General features: G+C 68.4%; 17 protein-coding genes and 1 pseudogene. 5 read left to right on the top strand and 13 right to left on the bottom strand.

Features of this window, described 5'->3' with window-relative positions; genetic code table 11:
* Positions 1–80 precede the first annotated feature (80 nt).
* From ACZ5KV_RS10745 to ACZ5KV_RS10765, 5 genes and pseudogenes are all read left to right on the top strand, one after another.
* Positions 81–686, top strand: a pseudogene (locus ACZ5KV_RS10745) (ABC transporter ATP-binding protein); the annotation flags it as partial.
* A complete protein-coding gene (locus tag ACZ5KV_RS10750; RefSeq protein ID WP_464239297.1) occupies positions 683–1,720 on the top strand; it encodes a class I SAM-dependent methyltransferase in 1,038 nt (345 codons plus the stop codon). The pseudogene ACZ5KV_RS10745 and the gene ACZ5KV_RS10750, both read left to right, overlap by 4 nt.
* Positions 1,720–5,013, top strand: coding sequence for a glycosyltransferase (locus ACZ5KV_RS10755; RefSeq protein ID WP_464239298.1), 3,294 nt, complete (start codon positions 1,720–1,722; stop codon positions 5,011–5,013). Before ACZ5KV_RS10750 ends, ACZ5KV_RS10755 begins: the two co-directional genes overlap by 1 nt.
* 56 nt (positions 5,014–5,069) lie before the next feature.
* Positions 5,070–6,005, top strand: a complete 936-nt coding sequence (locus tag ACZ5KV_RS10760; RefSeq protein ID WP_464239299.1) for a sulfotransferase family 2 domain-containing protein — start codon at positions 5,070–5,072, stop codon at positions 6,003–6,005.
* Between the two features lie 184 nt (positions 6,006–6,189).
* Positions 6,190–7,050, top strand: a complete 861-nt coding sequence (locus ACZ5KV_RS10765; RefSeq protein WP_464239300.1) for a hypothetical protein — start codon at positions 6,190–6,192, stop codon at positions 7,048–7,050.
* A gap of 76 nt (positions 7,051–7,126) precedes the next feature.
* Here ACZ5KV_RS10765 and ACZ5KV_RS10770 read toward each other — a convergent pair whose 3' ends face one another.
* From ACZ5KV_RS10770 to ribH, 13 genes are all read right to left on the bottom strand, one after another.
* Complete coding sequence (locus ACZ5KV_RS10770) at positions 7,127–7,966, bottom strand: glycosyltransferase family 2 protein (RefSeq protein ID WP_464239301.1); 840 nt, start codon at positions 7,964–7,966, stop codon at positions 7,127–7,129.
* Between the two features lie 8 nt (positions 7,967–7,974).
* Complete coding sequence (locus tag ACZ5KV_RS10775) at positions 7,975–8,910, bottom strand: glycosyltransferase family 2 protein (protein ID WP_464239302.1); 936 nt, start codon at positions 8,908–8,910, stop codon at positions 7,975–7,977.
* Between the two features lie 46 nt (positions 8,911–8,956).
* A complete protein-coding gene (wbaP, locus tag ACZ5KV_RS10780; protein ID WP_464239303.1) occupies positions 8,957–10,432 on the bottom strand; it encodes an undecaprenyl-phosphate galactose phosphotransferase WbaP in 1,476 nt (491 codons plus the stop codon).
* Positions 10,432–11,550 (bottom strand): O-antigen ligase family protein, encoded by a 1,119-nt coding sequence (locus tag ACZ5KV_RS10785; RefSeq protein ID WP_464239304.1) that lies wholly within the window; start codon positions 11,548–11,550, stop codon positions 10,432–10,434. The genes wbaP and ACZ5KV_RS10785 overlap by 1 nt, the downstream gene beginning before the upstream one ends.
* Before the next feature lie 527 nt (positions 11,551–12,077).
* Positions 12,078–14,651: an endopeptidase La gene (gene lon / locus ACZ5KV_RS10790; protein ID WP_464239305.1), complete on the bottom strand. Its 2,574-nt coding sequence runs from the start codon at positions 14,649–14,651 to the stop codon at positions 12,078–12,080.
* 127 nt (positions 14,652–14,778) lie between these two features.
* Positions 14,779–15,054: an acylphosphatase gene (locus ACZ5KV_RS10795; protein WP_464239306.1), complete on the bottom strand. Its 276-nt coding sequence runs from the start codon at positions 15,052–15,054 to the stop codon at positions 14,779–14,781.
* Between the two features lie 88 nt (positions 15,055–15,142).
* A complete protein-coding gene (radC, locus tag ACZ5KV_RS10800; RefSeq protein ID WP_464239307.1) occupies positions 15,143–15,823 on the bottom strand; it encodes a RadC family protein in 681 nt (226 codons plus the stop codon).
* Positions 15,824–15,937: 114 nt separating this feature from the next.
* Complete coding sequence (gene holA / locus ACZ5KV_RS10805; RefSeq protein ID WP_464239308.1) at positions 15,938–16,945, bottom strand: DNA polymerase III subunit delta; 1,008 nt, start codon at positions 16,943–16,945, stop codon at positions 15,938–15,940.
* A 17-nt stretch (positions 16,946–16,962) separates the two neighbouring features.
* A complete protein-coding gene (gene lptE, locus ACZ5KV_RS10810) occupies positions 16,963–17,487 on the bottom strand; it encodes an LPS assembly lipoprotein LptE (RefSeq protein WP_464239309.1) in 525 nt (174 codons plus the stop codon).
* Positions 17,488–17,492: 5 nt separating this feature from the next.
* Positions 17,493–19,997 carry a leucine--tRNA ligase gene (gene leuS, locus ACZ5KV_RS10815; protein ID WP_464239310.1) on the bottom strand — a complete coding sequence of 835 codons (2,505 nt, stop codon included), beginning with the start codon at positions 19,995–19,997 and terminating at the stop codon, positions 17,493–17,495.
* A 31-nt stretch (positions 19,998–20,028) separates the two neighbouring features.
* A complete protein-coding gene (locus tag ACZ5KV_RS10820) occupies positions 20,029–20,556 on the bottom strand; it encodes a hypothetical protein (protein WP_464239311.1) in 528 nt (175 codons plus the stop codon).
* Positions 20,534–21,040, bottom strand: coding sequence for a transcription antitermination factor NusB (gene nusB / locus ACZ5KV_RS10825; protein ID WP_464239312.1), 507 nt, complete (start codon positions 21,038–21,040; stop codon positions 20,534–20,536). The genes ACZ5KV_RS10820 and nusB overlap by 23 nt, the downstream gene beginning before the upstream one ends.
* Positions 21,041–21,043: 3 nt before the next feature.
* Entirely contained in the window at positions 21,044–21,514 is a 471-nt protein-coding gene (gene ribH / locus ACZ5KV_RS10830; RefSeq protein ID WP_464239313.1) for a 6,7-dimethyl-8-ribityllumazine synthase, read from the bottom strand.
* Between the last annotated feature and the right edge of the window lie 39 nt (positions 21,515–21,553).

Raw genomic sequence — 21,553 nt, forward strand, 5'->3', positions numbered from 1 at the left:
GCGTCTGCTATCAGCGCCGGAAGCGGGCGGGCCAGGGCGGATTCTGGGCCCTGCGCAATCTTTCCTTCGACCTGCTTCGCGGCGAGACCCTCGGGGTCATCGGGCGCAACGGAGTGGGCAAGAGCACGCTGCTGCGGATCATGGCCGGAATCATCGCCCCGGACGAGGGCGAGGTGGTCAATCACGTCGGGCGGGCGTCGCTGTTTTCGCTGAAGGTGGGCTTCGTGGCGCACCTTACCGGCCGGGAAAACGCGCTGCTGAGCGCCATGCTCCTGGGGCTGCGCCGCCGCGAGGCCAAAGCCAGGCTCGACTCCATCATCGCCTATTCCGGCATCGGCGACTTCATCGACGAGCCTGCGGGCAACTACTCCTCGGGCATGCAGGCCCGGCTCGGTTTTGCGGTGGCCTTCCACGTCGCTCCGCCGATCCTGCTCATCGACGAGGTGCTCGGGGTGGGCGATGCCGAGTTCAAGCAGCAGTCCACCGAAGCCATGAAAGCGCGTATCCGCTCAGATCAGACAGTGGTTATTGTGTCACACTCCATCGATACCATTGAGGAACTTTGCGACAGGGTGCTTTGGGTCGACCAGGGCAGGCCTGTGGCGCTGGGGGACACCCGGACGGTGCTCGGCGAGTTCAGGCAGCGTCTGAAACCGGCGCCTGCCGCTGGAGGGAAAACGGAATGACAAGCCTGGCCCTGCGGGCAAAACAATGGATCAAGCGCCGCCTGGGGCGGCTTCCCGGACCTCTGGCCGCTCCGCAGACCCGGGCCGAGCTGAACACCCTCGTGCGCCTGGGCACCAAATACATGTACGCCGGGCCGGACATCCACCGCTACCTCCAGGACGGCGGCGTGTTCGTGGAACCGGCGACCTTCTACGGCACGATCCCCCTGGTCCGTGACGTGGAAGCGGCCTTCGAGTATCGGGAAGCCGCGCCCTTCGGACCCGAGGAGGTCTTCCCCGTGGAGGAACTGCGCGGGAACCTGAAGGAGCTGACCGCGTTTTCCGAGGATTTCGAGCCGCCTTTGGAGGGCAACTCCGACGCGCCCCAAGGCTATTTCTGGAAGAACGGCATGTTCTCCTATTCCGACGCCATGAGCTACTACGCCATGATTCGTCGGGTCCGCCCGCGAACCATTGTGGAAATCGGCTCGGGCTTCTCCTCCCTGGTGGCCCGGGAGGCCCTGCGCCGCAACGGCGCGGGTCGGCTCGTCTGCATCGAGCCCTTCCCCTCCAAATGGCTGCGCCGCCTGCCCGGCATCGAACTCATCGAAAAGCCCGCCCAGGCCATCCCCGCCGCGTTTTTCAACGAGACCCTGGCCGACGGCGACATCCTGTTCATCGACTCCACGCACACCGTGAAGGTCGGCAGCGACTGCCTGCATCTCTATCTGCGGGTGCTGCCCGGCCTGACGCGCGACCTGGCCATCCACGTGCACGACGTGTTCCTGCCCGTGGGCTTGCCGAAGACCTGGGCCCTGGAGCGGCACCTGCACTGGACCGAACAGTACCTGCTGCTGGCCTATCTGCTCGGCAACGGCCGCACGCGCACGCTTTTCGGCTCGTCCTTTGCCTATCTGAGCCTGCGCTCCGAGTTGGAGGAATTCATGCACCGCCGCTATCCCGGCGGCGGCGGCAGCTTCTGGTTCCGCCAAGTGCCTCCGGGCCGGGCCGTTCCCGCCCGCCCGCTCGATTTCGCCCCGCAGGGGAGCGCCTGATGCAGATCATCGTCCTGGGCATGCACCGCTCCGGCACTTCGGCCCTGGCCCGGCTGCTGAATATGATGGGCTGCTATTTCGGCGAGGAAAGTGTCGCCGCGCAAGTGGCCCAGGACAATCCCAAGGGGTTTTGGGAGCGCCTGGACGTGGTCTGGGCCAACGACAGGCTGCTCCAGGCCGCCGGAGGCTCCTGGTGGCGGGTCGACGAGCTGGACTTCGGCGCGGCGTCTGCTGAGGCGTTGGCTCCGACCCATGCCTATCTGGCCAACATCCTGCTCCGGCTGGACGCCAACCGGCCCTGGTTCATCAAGGACCCGCGGCTGTGCCTGACCCTGGAACACTGGCTGCCGCGCCTGGAATGCCCGGTCTTCATCCACGCCCAGCGCTCCCCGGTGCAGGTGGCCTTGTCCCTGCTGCGGCGCAACGCTCTTCCCCTGGCATACGGCGTGGGGCTGTGGGAATTCTACACCAGGAACATGCTGCGCACCCTGGGGGACCGGCCCCGGATTCCCGTGCGTTACGAGGAGTTGCTGCGCGACCCCTGGCAGACCGTTGTGTACCTCCACGGTGCGCTGATGGCGGCCGGAGTGCATGGCCTGCGCCTGCCGCAACGGGCGGAGGTGGAGGCTTTCGTGGATCCCGGCTTGCAACACGGCGACAACGATGCCCTCCTCCCGCTGGAGCCGCCGCAGCGCGAGCTCGCGGCCGCCCTGGAGCAGGGGCGGGCCGTTCCGTCCGCCCCGGACCGGGAGGAGGCCTTGCGCCGGGATTTGCGCAGCCGGAGAAGCGGGCAACCCTGGGCCGACGTTCTGAAGCGGGAGCGGGTGGAGGAACTGCCTCCGGAGCAGATGGAGTCCGGGTTGCGCGAACGCAACGCCATGCTCCAGGTCCGCGTCCATGCGCTGGAGGCCAGCCTTCAACGGCTGCGGGATTCCAGGCTGCTTCGGGGCGTGGCGACGCTGACCGGATGGCTGGGCCGGGCGGACAAAGGGCTGGCGGCCGAGCTTGCGCGCGTGGAGCGACTCTTGCGTCAGGCGCCGCTCCCGGGTTCCGGCCCTGTGGCCCCGTCCGCAATCTCCCGTCTTGTGACCGCTCTTTCCGGAGTGCTGCGCATCCTGCACCCCCGGCGCGTCAAAAACGGCCTGTTGCTGCTGACTTCGGGGCGTAGCGGCCTGCGTCAGGTGCTCCTGCGTTGCAGGCGGCATTTGAGCGGGGTCCGGTCGTCCCTGGTGCCGACGCTGCCGCTGGAAGATCTGCCCCTGGTCGGCCGCTACGGCCTGCCCCGTTCCTCGGGGGATGCCCGGCCCTCGCCCGCCACGGATGCGGAGATCGCCTCCTGGCGCCAGGAGTTGTACCTGCTCATGGGCACCCTGGCCCAGGCCGGCCCCCGACCCACGGTGAGCATCATCATCCCGGTCCACAATCAGATTCGTTTTACCCTGGCCTGCCTGCATTCCATCTATCTCAACACCGCCTACCAGGACTACGAGATCATCGTCGCCGACGATGCCTCCTCGGACCAGACCCTGGCGGTTTTCAGCGAAGAATTTTCCCGGGTCCATTATTTGCGCAACGAGACGAACCTCGGCTTCCTGCGCACGTGCAACAAGGCGGCCCTGGCGGCCCGGGGCGCCGTTCTTGTCTTCCTGAACAACGACACCGTGGTCCTGCCGAACTGGCTGACCGAGTTGGTGCGCACGTTCGACGAGCATCCCGGCGCCGGAATGGTCGGCGCCAGGCTCATCTACCCCGAGGGCGCGCTTCAGGAGGCGGGGGGTATCGTCTTCGAGGACGGCGGCGCCTGGAACTACGGGCGGATGGAGGACCCCCGGGACCCGCGTTTCTGTTTCGCACGCGACGCGGACTACTGCTCCGGAGCCTGCATCGCCGTGGACGCGGCTCTCTGGCACCGGTTGGGCGGGTTCGACGAGCGCTTCGCCCCGGCCTACTATGAGGACACCGATCTGGCCTTCCAGGTCCGCGCCGCGGGCAAGCGCGTGCTTTTCCAGCCCTGTTCGCGGGTGGTGCATTTCGAGGGCGTGAGCAACGGCACCTCCGAGGCCTCGGGGGTGAAGCGCCACCAGGCGGTGAACAAGCTCAAGTTCCGGACCAAATGGGCCCGGGAGCTTGCCGGATACGGGCTCTGCGACCCCGGGGCCCTGCCCGCGCTGCGCGCCAAGGCCGGACGCGTGCTGGTCGTGGATGCGACCACCCCCACCCCGGACAAGGATTCGGGCTCCATCGATGCCCGCAACCTCATGTGCATCTTCCTGGGCATGGGCTTCCACGTGGTCTTCCTGCCCGAAAGCTGCTGCCACGAAGGCCATTATACCGAAGAGTTGCAGCGTATCGGCATCGAATGCCTGTACGGCCCCTGGGTGCCCTCGGTCCAGGAGGGTATCCGCCGCTACGCCCCCGGCGCGGACCTCGTGGTGCTGACCCGGGTCGGCGTGGCCGCGCCGCTGGTGCCCCTGGTCCGCGAGTGCGCCCCGCAGGCGAAGATCTGCTTCGATACCGTGGACCTGCACTTCCTGCGCGAAAGCCGCGAGGCGGAGCTGGACGGCTCCGCCGTGCTGGCGGGCATGGCCCGCAAGACGAGGGAACTGGAGCTCGAGGTCATTGCCCGGGCGGACCTGACGCTGCTGCGCAGCGCCCATGAGGTGGACGTGCTGCGCGAGGCCCTGCCCGGAGCCCGGCTGTTGCAGATGCCCATCATGCGCGACGTTCCGGGCCCGGCGCCGACGCCCTGGGGGCAGCGCAAGGACATCGTCTTCATCGGCGGCTACGCGCATCCGCCCAACGTGGATGCGGTGAAACATTTCGTGGCCGAGGTCATGCCCCTGTTGCGCGAGCGGGGCTTTCCCGGGCGTTTCGTCATCGCGGGCAGCGATCCGCCCTCCGAAGTGCTGGCCCTGGCGGCCGGGGATGTGGAGGTGCGCGGATTCGTGGAGGATCTCGGCGCGCTGTTCGGAGGCTGCCGACTGACGGTCGCCCCCCTGCGCTACGGCGCGGGCATGAAGGGCAAGGTCATTTCCAGCCTGACCCACGGCGTGCCCTGCGTGGCCTCGCCCATCGCCGTGGAGGGTTCCGTGCTGGCCGATGGGGAGCACCTGCTCGTGGCCGAAACCGGAGAGGAAATGGCCCAGGCCATCATGACCCTGTACGCCGACGAGGCGCTGTGGCAGCGCCTGTCGCAGGCCGGAGTGCAGGTCTGCCGGGAGGTCTATTCCTTTGAAACCGTGGCCCGGACGGTGACCGAGGCGATGGAGGATTTGCTTGTTCCGGATCGTTGAGAGAGCCAACCGGTCTGTTCCCTCGTTGCTTGCAGGCCCGATGAGGAGTTCCTGAGATGCTGCGTTTCCTGCGGGGCAGATTCCGTAAGAAAGGTGGCGAGCGTCATGTCATCGTGCATAACCACCTCTTCAAGAATGCCGGAACGACCGTCGACGGGATACTGCGGAAAAATTTCGGGTCCCGGTTCGTCGATCACCGCGACAACAAGGCCATGCGGAAGGGGTCCGCATATCTTGGCGAGTTTTTCCGGAACAATCCGCACGTCAGCGCCTTGGCGTCGCACCATTTGGCCTTGCCGCTGCCGCAAATCGCAAACACCGCGTTTTATCTCCTGACCATGTACCGGCATCCTTTGGACCGGGTGGCCTCGGCCTATAATTTCGAGCGGGCCCAGGTGGATTCCGGCACCCAGGGTTCGCGCTTCGCGCGCGAGCACAGCCTGCGCGAGTATGTGCTCTGGCGCATGCGCCGGGATGTGCCCCCGACCATCCGCAACGCGAGCATCATGCATTCCCTGCCCTTTCCCCACAGGTGGGACAGGACGATCACCAGAGCCGACCTCGAAACAGCCAAGGAATTCGTGGCCGGGTTGCCGCTTTTGGGGATTGTCGAGTGCTTCGACGAAAGCATGGTGCTGTTTGGCGAGACGCTCAGGCCGGTGTTTCCCGGAATAGATTTCTCCTACGTCCGGCGGAATGTCCGTCAGGCCAACGGATTGAGCCCCGTGGAGCGCATCGCGCGCCTCAGAGAGGAAATAGGGCAGGATGCATTCGATCTGCTCTGCGAGTGCAATGCGCTGGATATCGAGCTTTACGAATATGCGGTGTCGACTTTGCGCCGAAGAATGAGCGCCACGCCGGGCTTCGACGCCACGCTGCATGCCTTCGTGGCCAGCCAGGGAGAGGAGAGGAACGCGCAACGGGCTGGGAAAGTGGATGCCCTTCTGCGTAAGGATTGGGATACGCGGAAAGAGGAGGGGGCCGATGTCTGAAAAAACACTCTATTTGCACATCGGGCGCCACAAGACGGGGACGAGCTCCTTGCAGCATTTCCTTTTTGCAAACAGGGAACGCCTCGAATCCCTCGGGTTCTGCTATCCACGGATCGGAAGGTATGTGAACCATTCAGCCGTTGCGTCTGCCCTCGTCGGTCCGGCCCCTAGGAAGGCCCTTGAGATGATGCGCATCCGTAAGCAGTTTGAACAGGAAACACGCCCCTTTCCGAAGGTCATTTGCAGCTCCGAAGGATTTCAGAACGTGAAGGCCTCCGGGCGGCTGGGTTTCTTTTTCAGGCGAAGGCTCGTGGGTGCGCCGCTCTGGGCCGTGTTGTCGCTGCTTGCGGGCCCCGTGCTCCTCCCCGGGCAGCGGCCGCCTGCCTACCGCATCCATACGCTGTGCTACTTGCGTGAATTTCTGGATTACGCGCGCAGCGCGTATGCCCAGCGCGTGCAGGCCGCCGCCCTGTCCTGCGGATTCGAGGACTATTGCCGGGGCTTCTTCAAAATCGACCTCGACCGGTTCATGGAATTTTGGCGGGCCTTTTCGGACACGGCCCAGTTCCTGAGCTACGAGCAGACCCTGGCTCGGCCGGGCGGGGTCGTCACGGATTTCCTGGAGCGGCTGAGTTTGCCCCTTCCCGGGGCCACGGAAGCGACGGGGGACAAGAATCCGACCATCTCCGGGCATCTTTTGGCCTTCAAGCTCATCGTGAACCGGCGCTTTGCGCACCAGCCCGGACACTATCTCGCCTTGCGTCGTCTGGCCGAAGCCGAGGCCCGCTTTCGCGGGCCGTTCCGGATTTCCCGGGAGCAGGCGGCCACGCTGCGGGCGGGCAGTACTGGATACAACGACACCCTGCACCGGACGGTCGGCGATTTCCCGGAGCGGGATTTTTCGCAGTATCCCGAATTGCTGGACCCGCAACGCTGGGCGGAGGATGTGGAACGCATCCTGGCGCAGCCCGAGTTCGAGGGGTTGCGGCCTCATGAGATGGACATCCGCAATGCCTTCGGGGAGCTGCGGCAGATGGGCTTCTGAGCTCCCGCGCGGCCCGGAGTGCAGCCGCCCCGGGTGCGTGGCGGGCGCTTCGTCTCACCTTGTGCCGCGGAACTGCCTACCCCAGCCTGAACCCCGCGTACTTGGCCCCACAGGTCAGGATGGAGCGCAGCACCCAGCCCAGGCCGTGGGTGCGGGCGTGGCGCAGCTCCGAGCGCACGTAGCGCAGGCCTTCGCCCCTGGCCTTGCCGAAGGCCTCCTCGATCCAGGGGTTCTGGCGGTGGAAGGCGCCGATGCTGCGGTAGCGCATGAATTCCTGCCAGGGCGTCAGGTTGTGCGAGTGGTGGACCCGGGCGTCGCCCGCGTAGGCCACGGCGTACCCGGCCAGGAGCATGCGCGCGGCCACGTGCATGTCCTCGCTGTGGGGCACGGGGTGGGGGAAGCCGCCGATCTCCAGCAGCGTGGCCTTGCGGTAGGCCGCAAAGGAATTGGAGAGGAAGGGCGTCTTGATGCCCAGGCGCGGGATGTCCGCCCGGGTTTTCACGCAGGACTCGGCCGGGTAGTTGAACAGCCGGGCGTGGGCCGCCAGGGGGTTGGCGTCCTTGTGGGGCAGTTGGCGCCCGCCGCAGGCGCCGACCCGCGGGTCCGCAAAGGGACGCACCAGCGCGGCCAGGGCGCCGTCGTCCGCAGGCAGGGCGTCCTGGGTCAGGTAGACGAGAATGTCCCCCCCGGCCGACTCCGCCGCCATCTGCCGGGTGCCGCCGTGGTCGAAGGCCGCCCGGGCGATGGGCATGACCCGGCAGCCCAGCGCGCGGGCCAGGGCGGCGCTGCCGTCGGCGGAGGCGGAGTCCACGACGATGATTTCGTCGGGCGCCAGGGTCTGGGCGCGCAGGGCCGCGACGAGCGGGCCGAGCAGCGGCCCGGGGTTCAGGACGGGAATGATGACCGAATGCTTCATGACCAGCCTCAGATATAGCGCACAAGGCCGAGATTGCGCAGCAGACCCTGCTTCCACAATCCGTATCGCCAGAGCGTGAGCAGCCGCCCGGGGTAGCTTCGGCTGCGGATGCCCGCGTAGGCGGCGGCTAGGGGCAGGGCGCCGTGCGGGTCTCCCTGGCCCAGGTAGCGGTCGTGGAAAGCCCGGGCCTGGGCCTGGGTGGCGCGCAGGGCGGCGCACGGGTCGGTTTTGCGCCAGCGGCGCAGCAAGCCCGCGAGGTTGCCGCGCACGGCGCCGATCTGGTTGGCGCCGTGCTGGCGGTAGCGCACCAGCGCCTCGGGCACGACGCCGATCGTTCCGCTCATGGCCGCCACCAGGGCCAGCCACCAGTCGTGCATGATCGCCCCGGGCGGCACGGGGAAGGCCGCCTCCAGCAGCGCGCGGTTGCACAGCACGGTGCAGCCGGTGACGTTGTTCTGCACCAGCAGCCGGGAAAAGTCCTGTACGGCGGGGTCCAGGCCCTGGAAGCGCCACAGGGAGGACGCCACCGTGCGGCCCTGGGCGTCGCACACCGCGAGGTCGCCGTGCACCAGAACGGGGACCCCGGGGCCGAGGCGCCCTTCCAGCTCGGCCATGACGGCCATTCCGGCCTCCAGTCTGCGCGGCTCCCACAGGTCGTCCTGGTCGGCAAAGGCCACGTAGGGCGTGTCCGCCGCCTGGGCCAGCAGGTTGAAATTTTCGCGTACGCCGACGTTGCCCCGGTCGTCCTCGAGAATCCGGACCCGAGCGTCGCGGCGCGCCAGGAGGTGCGGCGTGGCGTCGGCGGAGCCGTCGTCGCGGGCGATGATCCGCGCGGGCAGCGTCTGCGCCAGCAGGGAATCCAGGAGCGCCTCCACGTAGGCCGCCCCGTTGTATGTGGCGAGCAGTACGGAGACGGCGGGGCGGGGGCTGGTGCTTGGGGGCATGGCGGCTCGCTTGCGTTGGGGCTGCGGCGGCGCGGGCCGGGGTCGGCTATTTCCCGCTGCGGGTCAGAATCTCGCGGACGGTCTTGCCCAGAATCCAGAAATCCATCCAGATCGACCAGTTGCGCGCGTAGTAGACATCAAGCTCCGCCCGGCGCTCGAAGCTCAGGCGGTTGCGCCCCGAGACCTGCCACAGGCCGGTGATGCCCGGCTCCAGGCGGGTGTATATCTCGTAGGCCTCGCCGTATATCCCGGCCTGGTCCACGAGGATGGGCCGGGGCCCGACCAGGCTCATGGTCCCGTCGATGACGTTGAAGAACTGCGGCAGCTCGTCCAGGCTCGTGGCCCGCAGGAAGCGGCCGACCCGGGTGATGCGCGGGTCGGCCCGGAGCTTCTGGTTGACCTCCCACTCCCGGGCCAGTTCGGGGTCTTCGGCCAGCATGCGCTCCAGGCAGGCCTGGGCGTCGCAGTGCATGGTCCGGAATTTCAGAATCTGGAATTCCCGGCCGCCCTGGCCCAGGCGGGGCTGGCGGAAGAGGACCGGGCCGCGGCTGTCGAGCTTGATGGCCAGACTGATGCCCAGCAGCAGGGGCAGGGCGACCACGCTGCCCAGCACGCAGAGCACGAGGTCGAAGACGCGCTTGAAGCGGCGCCGGGTGGGGTCGAGCAGCTTGAAATAGGTCTTGAGGAAGGTGCTGCCGCCCACGTCCACGCCCTTGGTCCACAGCGACAGGTCGCTGATGGCCCGCGAGGAGAGCAGGACGTGCTTGAAATGGAAGCTCAGGGCCTCGGCGAGTTCCGGCGGGGGAAAGGGGTTGCCGGTGGCGTAGACGAGGATGGCGTGGCAGTGCGGATGCTGCGCGGCGATGAGCTCCAGTTCGGCGAAGGGCACCACGGGGATGCGCCTGCCGCCGCCCAGGGGGGCGCCGGTTTCGGTCACGGCGGCCAGGGGCCAGAGGCTGTGGCGGCGGTCGTGTTGCAGGTTGTCCAGCACGCGGTGGACTTCCTCGCTGGAGCCGATGAGCACGCAGGGGTAGCCCCAGCAGAGCAGGTGGCCCAGAAAGCGTCGGGCGAGAATGCGCGCGGCGGGCAGCGTCAGCAGGCAGAGCAGCCACGCGCCCAGGAAAATGGAGCGCGAATAGAGCTCCGCCCCCCGCGAGAAGAAGGTCAGGGAGCCGATGACCAGGAAGAACAGCGTGGTCACCCAGCTCAGGATTTTCAGTTCTTCCGGGGGCGTGCGCAGGTAGCCGGGGTACAGGCCCATGGAGGCGGCGATGCAGAAATAAAGGCCCAGCGCCCAGGACAGGCCGAGGTAGAGCCGGGGCAGGACGATGCCGCCGCCGAAGGCGGAGCGCAGCGCCACCACGCAGGCCGCCGAGGCGGTCAGCACGGCGAGGTCCAGGAGAATGGCCGCCAGCAGCGAGGCCTTGGGCCCGAGGATTCTCGGCCTGGAGGCGTCCTGCATGGAGCCGCAGCCGGTTTGCCGGGAGCCGTCGTTTCCGGGGCTTGTGGAACTGGCGGTCATCAGCGGCGATCCTGTCTGGCGCCGCCGCCGAACTCCGGGCGCGTGGACGCGGCGCAGAAGCCCAGGGCCAGCCCCAGCAGGAGCAGCGCCGTACCCAGCCACCAGTTGCGGAAAAAGCTGTGGCCGCTGACACCCGTGGCCAGATAGCCGACATAGGCGGCCAGGAACAGGGCCGCGACGCTCCACCAGCGGCTGCCCGCGCGCGCCCGGGGCAGGACGCGCTTCCCGGCGAACCGCAGGAGCAGGAAGACCATGCCCAGGAAAAACGCCAGGCCGATGATGCCCGTTTCGCACAGCAGTTGCAGATAGACGTTGTGCGGGTGGGGGATGTCCAGGGCCACGGTGAAGGGTTTCAGCCCGAGGCTGCGGAAGGCGTTGTTGTACGTCTCGACCCCCGAGCCGAGCAGGGGCCAGTTGGCGAAGACCTTCAGCCCCAGGGGCCAGAGGTCCTGGATGCGCGGGTCGTTCATGACGCCTTCGAGGCTGAAGCGGTAGGGCCCGAAGGCGACCACCAGGGCCGCCGCGACGCACAGAACCAGCAGCGCTTTCCACCACGAGCGGCGCATGGCGAACCAAGCCACGAGCAGGGCCACGCCCAGGCCGATCATGGCGCTGCGCGTGCGCGAGCCCATGAGCAGGAACAGCGCGGGCGCCAGCACGGCGGCCGTGGCCAGCAGGCGTTTGTGCCGCGCGATCCGCTGGGGCAGGGCCCAGAACAGCCCGGCCATGGGCGGCATGTAGAGCGAGAGCAGGTTGCCCACGCGGTAGGTCGAGAAGGTGCCCGTCAGGCGGACGCCCAGAGGCTTGGCTCCGTAGAAGAAGTCCCGCCCGAAGGCCGCCTGCCACACGCCGTCCAGGCCCTGGACACAGCCGCTGGCGGCCATGGCGTAGACGGGCAGGCGCAGGTCGGTTTCGCGGCGCACGAACTCCAGGCCGACGAAGAAGAGCCCGAAGCCCATGTGCACGTTGCTTTGCAGGGCGTACCAGCTTGTGGAGGGCGAGATGGACGTGACGGTCTTGAAGACCAGGAAGGCCCAGAAGGCCGGGAAGACCCAGAACAGGCGGCCCATGCGGCTGGCATTGGTGGAGGGGAAGTCCAATGCATAAAGCAGGAGCACGGCCGATGTCGCCGTCCACGCCCCGATTTCACGGAAGCTCATGCCGAATGGAAAGAGCAGGAGATAGAAGAGCAGGGCGATACGGGAAAGACGGAAAAGATGGCCCGCATAAATCTTCTTCCGCCCAAGTGGAAGGTCGGCGCTTTCTTTTGCTGGATCAAGAGTCATTGCCTGTATCCATGAGTCAATTACAAGCGGCATTGCTTTCAGTCGATAGATGCGGACAGGCTTCGACATGCCCAGTCTTTCGCTTTCGGGAATTTATCCCAGATGGGGTGCTCTGTAAAGATTCCGATCCTCAAGAATTTCATATGACTGGGCGGGGCTCTTTGTGCTTGTGATTCCGTTGTCAATCTTCAGGGGAAATCCTTGATAAATATTAATATTGCGGTGTCGCGGCGGGAGAGTCGGCGCGGGGCGCGGCGCGGGCGGCAAGGGCGCGCGTGGCCTTCCTCCGACCTGCGCGGGGCGAGCCCGTGCTTTCGGGCGCGTAAAAAAGGGCGACCTCGCGGAGGTCGCCCTTTGTGCTAGCCGGCGGTGGTTTTGCCCGGTCTGGGCGTGGGGGTCGCTTTGGCCTTCGCCTTGGGCTTCGCTGCGGCCTTGGGCCGCGCGTTGCCCTTGCCCCGGGGCTTGGCCGTGCCCTTTCCCGGTGCATCGGGCGCATCGGGCGCATCGGGCGCACCCGGTGCGGCGGCTTTGCCCCCCGGCTCCCGGAGGCAGGCCAGGGGCCAGACCTCGTCGATGAGTTCCACCGGGCGCACGGTGATCCGGCGGCGCAGTTCGGCGGGGATGTCCACGAGGTTGTGCTCGTTGTCCTTGGGGATGATGACCGTGGTCATGCCGTGGGCCACGGCGGCGAGGATTTTTTCCTTGATGCCGCCCACGGGCAGCACGCGCCCGCGCAGGGTGACCTCGCCGGTCATGCACACGTCGCCGCAGACCGGGGTGTCGGTCAGCGCCGAGACCAGGGCCGTGACCAGGGTCACGCCCGCAGAGGGGCCGTCCTTGGGCGTGGCTCCGGCGGGCACGTGGATGTGGATGTCCATCTTTTCGGTGAAGTCGGGGTCGATGCCGAACCGTTTGGCCCGGGCCCGGGCGTAGGACAGGGCGGCCTGGGCCGACTCCTTCATGACCTCGCCGAGCTGGCCGGTGAGGGTCAGCTTGCCTTTGCCGGGCATGGCCTGGACCTCGATGTGCAGGATCTCGCCGCCGAAGGGCGTCCAGGCCAGGCCCAGAGCCACGCCCGGGGGCAGGCTGGCCTCCAGGGCGTCGTCGCGCAGGCGCGGCGGGCCGAGGAATTTCTCCACGGCTCCGGCGGTGACGCGGAAGGGGCCCTTCTGGCCCTCGGCCTTGCGCCGGGCCAGCTTGCGGCAGATGGAGCCCACCTCGCGCTCCAGGTTGCGCAGGCCCGCCTCGCGGGTGTACTCGCGCACGATCTTGGCCAGCACGCCGTCCGAGAGTTGCAGCTCGCGGGGTTTCAGGCCGTTCTCCGTGGCCTGGCGCGGCAGCAGGTAGCGCCGGGCGATCTTGACCTTCTCGTGCTCGGTGTAGCCGGGGATGCGGATGGTCTCCATGCGGTCGAGCAGCGGCGCGGGCACGGTGTCCAGGGTGTTGGCCGTGCAGATGAACATGACCTTGGACAGGTCGAAGGGCACGTTCATGTAGTGGTCGGTGAAGGTGTTGTTCTGCTCGGGGTCGAGCACCTCCAGCAGCGCCGAGGACGGGTCGCCGCGGAAGTCCGCGCCGAGCTTGTCGATTTCGTCGAGCATGAACACGGGGTTGCGGCTGCCCGTCTGCTTGAGGCCCTGGACGATGCGCCCGGGCATGGCGCCGATGTAGGTTCTGCGGTGGCCGCGGATTTCGGCCTCGTCGCGCATGCCGCCCAGGCTCATGCGCTGGAACTTGCGGCCCAGGGCCCGGGCGATGGAGCGGCCCAGCGAGGTTTTGCCCACGCCGGGAGGGCCGACGAAGCACAGGATGGGGCCCTTCATCTTCGGGTTCAGCTTGCGCACCGAGAGGTATTCGAGAATGCGCTCCTTGACCTTGGACAGGTCGTAGTGGTCCTCGTCGAGGATTTTTTCGGCCTTCTTGATGTCCAGGCGGTCGCGGGTCTGGCGGTTCCAGGGCAGTTCCACGATCCAGTCCAGGTAGGTGCGGATGACCGTGGCCTCGGAGGAGTCCTGGTGCATGGAGCCCAGGCGCTTGAGCTGCTTTTCGGCCTCCTGCATGACCTCGGCGGGCGGGTCGGCCTTGGCCAGGGCGGCGCGTAGTTCGTCCAGCTCCTCGGCGTCGTCGGAGCCGTCGCCCAGCTCGCGGCGGATGGCCTTCATCTGCTCGCGCAGGAAATAGTCCTTCTGGGCCTTGTCCATGCCCTCCTTGGCCATGGACTGGATCTTGGCCTGCATTCCGGCGACCTCGACCTCCTTGGCCAGTTGGGTGTTGACCAGCCGCAGGCGCTCGATGGGGTCGACGCAGGCCAGGATGCGTTGGGCGTCGGCCACCTTCATGCGCAGGTTGGAGGCCACCAGGTCGGCCAGCCGCCCGGGGTCGTCCACGCTGGAGAGCACGCCCATGATGTCCGGCGAGGAGACGCCGCGCAGGTTCATGATCTGCTCGCTCTGCTCCTTGGCGGCGCGGACCAGGGCCTCGTGCTCGCTGGTCAGCTCGGCCACCTGGGGCTCCTCGATGAGCTCGATGCGCGCGTGCAGGCCCGGCTCCTGGCCCGTGAACTCGGCCACCCGGGCCCGCGACAGGCCCTGGACGAGAATCTTCAGCCGTCCGTCGGGCATCTTGAGCATGCGCATGATCAGGCCCACGGTGCCGACCTCGTGGAGGTCGTCGGGCGTGGGCTCGTCGACGCTTTCGTCCTTCTGGGTCAGGATGAGGATGTGCCGGTCGCCGGCCAGGGCGGCCTCCACGGCGGCCACGGATTTCTCGCGGCCGACGAAGAGCGGCAGGATCATATAGTTGAAGACCACGATGTCGCGCACGGGCAGCACCGGGACTTCGGCGGGAATCTTGGGCTTCTGCTCCTGCCCGTTGTCGTCCTTGGGGTCGGCGTCGGCCAGCACGAGGACGTTTTCCAGGGTATCGTTGCTCATGGGGCTCCTTTTCGGGGCATGCAAAGGCCCTGTGGAGCCGGGCGAAGCCCGGTCCGGGCCGTTTTGTTCTCGTTGCGCGCCGCGCGCGGCGCGGGCGGCGGGGTCCTGGCCCGGGCACCGGCCCGGGTCACGACCGGATTTCGAAGCGGTCGTGCGGCTTGTCGTAGTCCAGCCACTTGGAGCGCACGTCCTGGATGCGGGCCAGGGGCGAGCCGGTCAGCAGCCGGTCGCGCAGTTCCACCACGGCGGCCTCGTCGCCCTGGGCCAGCACCTCCACGGTGCCGTCGGCCAGGTTGCGGACCCAGCCGTTGACGCCCAGGCTCCGGGCCTGACCCTGAATCCAGGAGCGCAGGCCCACCCGTTGGACCGTGCCGGTGACGATGGATTGCAGGCTGCGGATCATGGCTGTCCTCCTTGCGGGGTTTTCGCCGCGTGTCCGTTGCGTGTGCGCCGTTCGTCGTGTCCGTGCCGTCCCGCCCCGGGCGTGGGCGTCAGCCCAGAAGGCCCAGGGATCGAAAACTCGCGTAGCCCCCCGAGGCGACCACCAGATGGTCCAGCAGGCGAACCCCCACGGCCCGGGCCGCCTCGTCCAGGCGCCGGGTGAAGCGGATGTCGCTCTCCGAGGGCTGGGGGTCGCCGCCCGGATGGTTGTGCACCAGCACCACCCCGTGGGCCTCGAAGCGCAGAGCCGCGTGCAGCACCTCGCGCACGGGCACCGCCACCTCGTCCACCGAGCCCTGGCCCACGCGTTCCCAGCCCACCAGCCTGTTTTTCGCATCCACCAGGGCCAGCCACAGCTCCTCGGTGGTCCTGTCGGCCAGGCGGGCCCTGGCCATGGCCGCCACGCCTGCCGGGCTGTCCAGCACTTCGCGCTGGCGCACGGGGCTTTCGGACGCCCGGGCCCAGGTTTCTCGCCACAGGGTCCAGAAGGCTTCCAGGGCCGGGCCGAAGCCGGGCACGCGCCGCAGTTCCTCGGGCCGGGCGGCAAAGACGCCGCCCAGGGAGCCGCAGCTCGCCAGCAGGGCCTTGGCCAGCGGCTTGGTGTCGCGCCGCGGCACGACCTGGGCCAGGAGCAGTTCGAGCAGCTCGTAGTCGGCAAGCTGGCGCGGGTCGCGCAGCAGCCGGGCCCGCAGGCGCTCCCGATGGCCCGTGTAATGCGGTTCTTCCTTCATATGAGCACTTCCCGGCCCGCTGGCAAGGGGGGTTGGCATGCGATGGTCCCGGAAACGGGCCCCAGGCCCGTTTTATCCGCATGAGGGGACGGGTTCAACCCGAAACAGGGGCGCCTAGCGGCGGGCGGAGGCGGGCCGGGCGCCCAGGGCGGCGTGCAGGCCCATGACCAGGGCCTCGAAGGCCTGCTCGGGCGTGCGCTGGCCGGTCTTGATGCCGAACTCGGCCTCCAGGGCCAGTTCGAAGACCCGGGCGGCCGCCTGCGGGCCCGCGCGGCGGGCCAGTTCGGCCTTGGCCCGCTGGGCTCCGGGGGGCATCCAGGCCGAGGGCGGCTCGCCGCTGGCCAGCTCCCACAGCAGGCGCGCCTCGCGCTGGAGCAGGGACAGGAAGGCGAAGAAGATGTCGTCGCTGGAACTGGCCTGGCGGTTGTCCATGACCTTTTTCCAGACCTGGTCGCCGCTGCGGCCCTCGATGACGGCGGCGATGAAGGCGAAGAGGTCCATGTCCGCCTCGAAGGAGACGATCCCGAGGTGTGCGGTGGTCACTGTGCCGCCGGGGCCGGCGGCCAGGGCGATCTTGTCCAGCTCGTTCCTTGCGCCCAGGGCGTCGCAGGGCAGGGCCCGGCACAGGGCGCGCAGGGCGTCGGGGGCGACGCTCAGCCCCGCGCGGGCCGCGTGGCCGCGCACGAAGTCCTCCATGCCCTGGGGCGTCAGGCCCGGGGAGGTCCAGACCCAGCCGCGCTTTTCGGCCACGGGCCAGAATTTCGTCTTGGTCAGCACCGCCGGAGGCTTGGGGCCCTTGCGGTCGGCCTCGGCCTCCAGGCAGAACACGGGCCAGATGGCGGCGTTGAAGCTGCCCAGGGGCTGGGTCAGCTTGTCCCAGGTGTCCTTGAGCAGCTTGTGGGCCCGGCGGACGACCACCAGCCGGGGCGTGCCCATGAGGTCGGGCACGGTGAGGTCGGCCCAGAAGGAGCCGGGCAGTTCCTCGTCGCCCCAATGGACGCGGCGCTCCCAGGGACGGCCCTGGCCGTGCTCGGCCGCCAGGGCCTCCAGGCGCTGGCGGATGAGTTCCGGGTCGGGGCACAGCAGGAAGCTGAAGCCGGGTCTGCCTGGGGCCTGGGCCACGGGGTCGCCTCTCGGGGTCAGTAGTTCTGGGACATGCGGTCCACCGCGCGGCGCACGGCCATGTCCAGCGCGTTGGCTTCGGCCAGGGGCCGGTCGTTGCCGGTGTAGGACTCGTTGGAGTTCACCCGCCCGGAGGTCCAGACCTGCGCGCCCGTGGAGCGGCGGAAGATGCTCACGGTCAGGATGACGCTGGCGCTGGAACGGATGGTCTCGTCGTTGGCGTTGGTCAGCGAGGTGAACGAGGTGAAGCGGTGCACGTCCACGTCCACGTAGGCCGTGGCGGCCTCGCGCGAAACCCAGGTCGCCCGGCCCCGGCGGGTCAGTTCGTCGCGCAGGGCCGAGCGCAGGGTCGCTTCCAGGTCGGGGGCCATGGTCGGGTTCTTCACCGTGCGCAGGAACAGGGCGCGGCAGTCGGCGGGCAGGGCCAGGGCCGTTCCCGGTTCCGCCGCGTTGCGGTAGCCGGAGCAGGACGCCAGGGCCATGGTCGCGGCCAGGGCCAGGGTCAGAACGGCCAGAACGTGGATGACCCGCTGCTGCTGCATGACGTTTACCCCACCACGATGTTCACGAGTTTGTCGGGCACGGTGATGACCTTGCGCACGGTATGGCCTTCGAGGTGCTTGGCCACGTTGGGCTCGGCCAGGGCCAGGGCCTGCATCCGCGCGGAGTCCGCCCCGGCGGGCACGGCCACGCGCCCGCGCACCTTGCCGTTGACCTGCACGATGACCGTGACCTCGTCCACGGCCAGGGCGGCCTCGTCGTGGGCGGGCCAGGGCGCGCCGGTCAGCAGGGTGTCGTAGCCCATGCGCTGCCACAGCTCCTCGCAGATGTGCGGGGCCACGGGCGAGAGCACCGTCAGGGCCGAGCTGACGGCCGAGGAGAGCACCCGGGCGCCGTCTTCGGCGGCGGCCAGTTCGTCCTTGGCCAGATACAGGGCGTTGACCAGTTCCATCACCGCCGCGATGGCCGTGTTGAACTGGAAGTTGGCCATGATGTCGCGCTGGACCTTCTGCACCGTCTGGTGCTCCTTGCGGCGCAGGTCGCGGGCGGCGCCGGTCAGGGCCGCCCCGTCCATGGCCGCGCAGGCGCCCACCGGGGAGAGCACGGGCAAAAGCTCGTCCACCAGCCGCCACAGGCGCTTGAGGAAGCGCGAGGCGCCCTCGATGCCCTGTTCGTTCCACTCCAGATCCTTTTCCGGCGGCGCGGCGAACAGGCAGAACAGGCGCGTGGTGTCCGCGCCGTAGGTGCGGATCATGTCGTCGGGATCGACCACGTTGCCCTTGGATTTGGACATCTTGGACCCGTCCATGAGCACCATGCCCTGGGTCAGCACGTCGGTGAAGGGCTCGTCCAGGTCCACGATGCCCAGGTCGCGCAGGGCCTTCACGTAGAAGCGCGAGTAGAGCAGGTGCAGGATGGCGTGCTCGATGCCGCCGATGTACAGGTCCACGTTCAGCCAGTACTTCAGGGCCTCGGGGTCCAGGCCCCGGGCCTCGTCGCGGGCGCAGGCGTAGCGCATGAAGTACCACGACGATTCCATGAAGGTGTCCATGGTGTCGGTTTCGCGCCGCGCCGGGCCGCCGCATTTGGGGCAGGCGGCGGCCAGGAAGCTTTCGGTCTCGGGCAGCGGGCTTTTGCCGTCGGGGCGGGTTTTCACGTCCAGAGGCAGCAGCACGGGCAGGTCGGCCTCGGCCACGGGCACCACGCCGCAGCGCTCGCAGTAGACCACCGGGATGGGCGCGCCCCAGTAGCGCTGGCGCGAGACGTTCCAGTCGCGCAGGCGGTAGTTGACGGTGGTCTTGCCCAGGCCGCTCTGGGCCAGATGTTCGGTGATGGCGGCCTTGGCCTCCTCGTTGGGCCGGCCGTCGAAGGCCCCGGAGTTCACCAGCAGGCCGGGCCCGGTGTAGGCGGCGTCCATGGCGGCGGGGTCCAGGGTCTCTCCCTCGGGCTGGATGACCACCCGCATGGGCAGGCCGTATTTGCGGGCGAATTCGAAGTCGCGCTGGTCGTGCGCGGGCACGGCCATCACCGCGCCGGTGCCGTAGCCCATGAGCACGAAGTTGGCGATCCAGATGGGCATGCGTGCGCCGGTGACGGGGTTCACGCAGTAGGCCCCGGTGAACACGCCTTCCTTTTCCAGGTCGTCGGCGCCGCGCACGATGCGGTCCATGTTGCGGACCTTGTGCACGAAGGCCCGGGCCTGTTCGGCCAGGGCGGGGTCGGGGCAGGCGGCCAGCAGCGTGTCCACCAGCGGGTGCTCGGCGGCCAGGCTCATGAAGGTCGCGCCGTGCAGGGTGTCGGGGCGGGTGGTGAACACGGCCACGCGTTCGTCCCGGCCCTCGACCTGGAATTCCAGCTCCGAGCCGTGGCTCTGGCCGATCCAGTTGCGCTGCATGGTCAGCACGCGCTCGGGCCAGCCGGGCAGCTTGTCCAGCCATTCCAGCAACTCGTCGGCATAGTCGGTGATGCGCAGGAACCACTGCTCCAGTTCGCGCTGCTCCACCACGGAATCGCAGCGCCAGCACAGGCCTTCCTCCACCTGCTCGTTGGCCAGCACGGTGTGGCAGCTCGGGCACCAGTTCACGGGCGACTTCTTGCGGTAGGCCAGGCCCTTTTCCAGCAGCTTGAGGAAGTAGAGCTGCTCCCAGCGGTAGTAGCCGGGGTGGCAGGTGGCCAGCTCGCGGTCCCAGTCGTAGGAATAGCCCAGGCGGCGCAACTGGGTGCGCATGGTGGCGATGTTTTCGTAGGTCCACTTGGCCGGGTGGGTGCCGTGCTTGACGGCGGCGTTTTCGGCGGGCAGGCCGAAGGCGTCCCAGCCCATGGGGTGCAGCACGTTGAAGCCCTGCATGCGCTTGAAGCGCGCCACCACGTCGCCGATGGAGTAGTTGCGCACGTGGCCCATGTGGATGCGCCCCGAGGGGTAGGGGAACATTTCCAGCACGTAGAACTTGGGCCGGGCCGGATCGACCTGGACCCTGAAGAGCCCGCGCTCCTCCCAGAGCCGCTGCCACTTGGTCTCGATGGATTCGGGGGCGTACACGCTTTCGGACATGCGGATTCCTTGCTTGCGCCTGCTGCGGCGTCTACTGGCGGTTGAACAGCGCGGGGAACAGCCGGTTGAGCGTCCTGCGCACGGGTTTGTCCTTCAGTTCCTCGGCTTTTTGCCGCACCTGGAGGTCGATGTCGAGCCGCTGGGCAAACCTGACATGGGCGAAGCTCCGGGTCCAGGCATCCACGCTGCGCATGGCGGCCTTGCGGCCGTCCTCGCCGACGACCACGTACACGTCGGCGCTGGCCGTGTAGTGGCGCCAGAATTCCAGGCCCCAGGCCGTGAGCCGCTGGCCGGGGGGCGCGTCCGTGGCGTCGGCCACGGCCTGGGCGTCGATGCACCACGCGCTCCAGCGCAGGTCGGCCATGGCCTGGGCCATGTCGCGGGCCCACAGGGCCAGTTCGCCGCCCCGGGCCACGTTCCAGCGCAGCTCCACGCTCTGGCGGCGGCGCTCGCGCCACGCCCGCAGCACCGGGCCGCCCATGGCCGCCCGGCCGAGCACCACCCGGGGCGTCCCCGGCGGGCACTGCGCGGTGTCCTTAACGAACCCTAAGCTCACCATGTTCCACTGCCCGGGCCACGGCATCGAGGATGCCGTTCACGAAGTTCTTGGAGTTGTCGTCGCCGTAGCGCTTGGCCAGCTCCACGGCCTCGTTGATGGCCACCTTGAGCGGAATGTCGTCCAGATAAAGCATTTCATACAGCGCCACGCGCAGGATGGTCAGCTCCACGCGGGCGATGCGCGCGAGCTTCCAGTGCTGCGAGAAGCGGTTGATGGTCTGGTCCAGATCGTCGCGCCGGGCCCAGACCCCGGCCACCAGGGCCCGGGCGAACTCCTCGCGGCCCGAGTCCCTGGCGTCGGCGTCGGGCTCGGCGTCGGGGGGCTCGGGGGGCGTGTCCTGATCCTGTTCCTGGCGCGCCTCGGGGGCCAGGGCCACGGCGCGCGCGGTGTCGCCGCCCTCGGGCGGGGCGAAGCACAACCCGTAGAGCACCTCGAAGGCGCGGCGGCGGCCAGAGCGGCGGCCACCCTTCTTCTGCATGTTCATGGGCTATATCTGCTCCATGACCCGGACCATTTCCAGCACGGCGGAAGCGGCCTCCACGCCCTTGTTGCCGGCCTTGGACCCGGCGCGCTCGATGGCCTGCTCCAGGGTGTCGGTGGTCAGCACGCCGAAACCGATGGGCACGCCCGTCTCCAGCATGGCGTGGGCGATGCCCTTGGCGGCCTCGCCGGACACGAAGTCGAAGTGCGGCGTGGCGCCGCGAATGACCGCGCCCAGGCAGATCACGCCGTCGTAGTTGCCGCTGGCGGCCAGCTTCTTGGCGGCCAGGGGCATCTCGAAGGCCCCGGGCACGCGCACCAGGGTCATGTTCTCGCGCGTGGCGCCGTTGCGGGTCAGGTAGTCCACGGCGCCGCCCACCAGGCGGTCGACGATGAAGTCGTTGAAGCGGGCGGCCACGAGGGCGAAGCGCAGGCCCTGGGCCTGGAACTGGCCCTCGATGGTCTTGATATGGTACATCGCTGTTTCTCCTTGGGGGTGGGGGAAGGCCCGCGGCGC

It is taken from the genome of Desulfocurvus thunnarius, from assembly GCF_055390965.1.

Excerpts from the sequence above, each read along its gene's own strand:
- ACZ5KV_RS10775 (WP_464239302.1), bottom strand. The coding sequence starts at position 8,910 with ATGCCCCCAAGCACCAGCCCCCGCCCCGCCGTCTCCGTACTGCTCGCC.
- lptE (WP_464239309.1), bottom strand. The coding sequence starts at position 17,487 with ATGCAGCAGCAGCGGGTCATCCACGTTCTGGCCGTTCTGACCCTGGCC.
- ACZ5KV_RS10765 (WP_464239300.1), top strand. The coding sequence starts at position 6,190 with ATGATGCGCATCCGTAAGCAGTTTGAACAGGAAACACGCCCCTTTCCG.
- ACZ5KV_RS10750 (WP_464239297.1), top strand. The coding sequence starts at position 683 with ATGACAAGCCTGGCCCTGCGGGCAAAACAATGGATCAAGCGCCGCCTG.
- ACZ5KV_RS10760 (WP_464239299.1), top strand. The coding sequence starts at position 5,070 with ATGCTGCGTTTCCTGCGGGGCAGATTCCGTAAGAAAGGTGGCGAGCGT.
- ribH (WP_464239313.1), bottom strand. The coding sequence starts at position 21,514 with ATGTACCATATCAAGACCATCGAGGGCCAGTTCCAGGCCCAGGGCCTG.
- nusB (WP_464239312.1), bottom strand. The coding sequence starts at position 21,040 with ATGAACATGCAGAAGAAGGGTGGCCGCCGCTCTGGCCGCCGCCGCGCC.
- lon (WP_464239305.1), bottom strand. The coding sequence starts at position 14,651 with ATGAGCAACGATACCCTGGAAAACGTCCTCGTGCTGGCCGACGCCGAC.
- ACZ5KV_RS10755 (WP_464239298.1), top strand. The coding sequence starts at position 1,720 with ATGCAGATCATCGTCCTGGGCATGCACCGCTCCGGCACTTCGGCCCTG.
- wbaP (WP_464239303.1), bottom strand. The coding sequence starts at position 10,432 with ATGACCGCCAGTTCCACAAGCCCCGGAAACGACGGCTCCCGGCAAACC.
- leuS (WP_464239310.1), bottom strand. The coding sequence starts at position 19,997 with ATGTCCGAAAGCGTGTACGCCCCCGAATCCATCGAGACCAAGTGGCAG.
- ACZ5KV_RS10820 (WP_464239311.1), bottom strand. The coding sequence starts at position 20,556 with ATGGTGAGCTTAGGGTTCGTTAAGGACACCGCGCAGTGCCCGCCGGGG.
- radC (WP_464239307.1), bottom strand. The coding sequence starts at position 15,823 with ATGAAGGAAGAACCGCATTACACGGGCCATCGGGAGCGCCTGCGGGCC.
- ACZ5KV_RS10770 (WP_464239301.1), bottom strand. The coding sequence starts at position 7,966 with ATGAAGCATTCGGTCATCATTCCCGTCCTGAACCCCGGGCCGCTGCTC.
- ACZ5KV_RS10795 (WP_464239306.1), bottom strand. The coding sequence starts at position 15,054 with ATGATCCGCAGCCTGCAATCCATCGTCACCGGCACGGTCCAACGGGTG.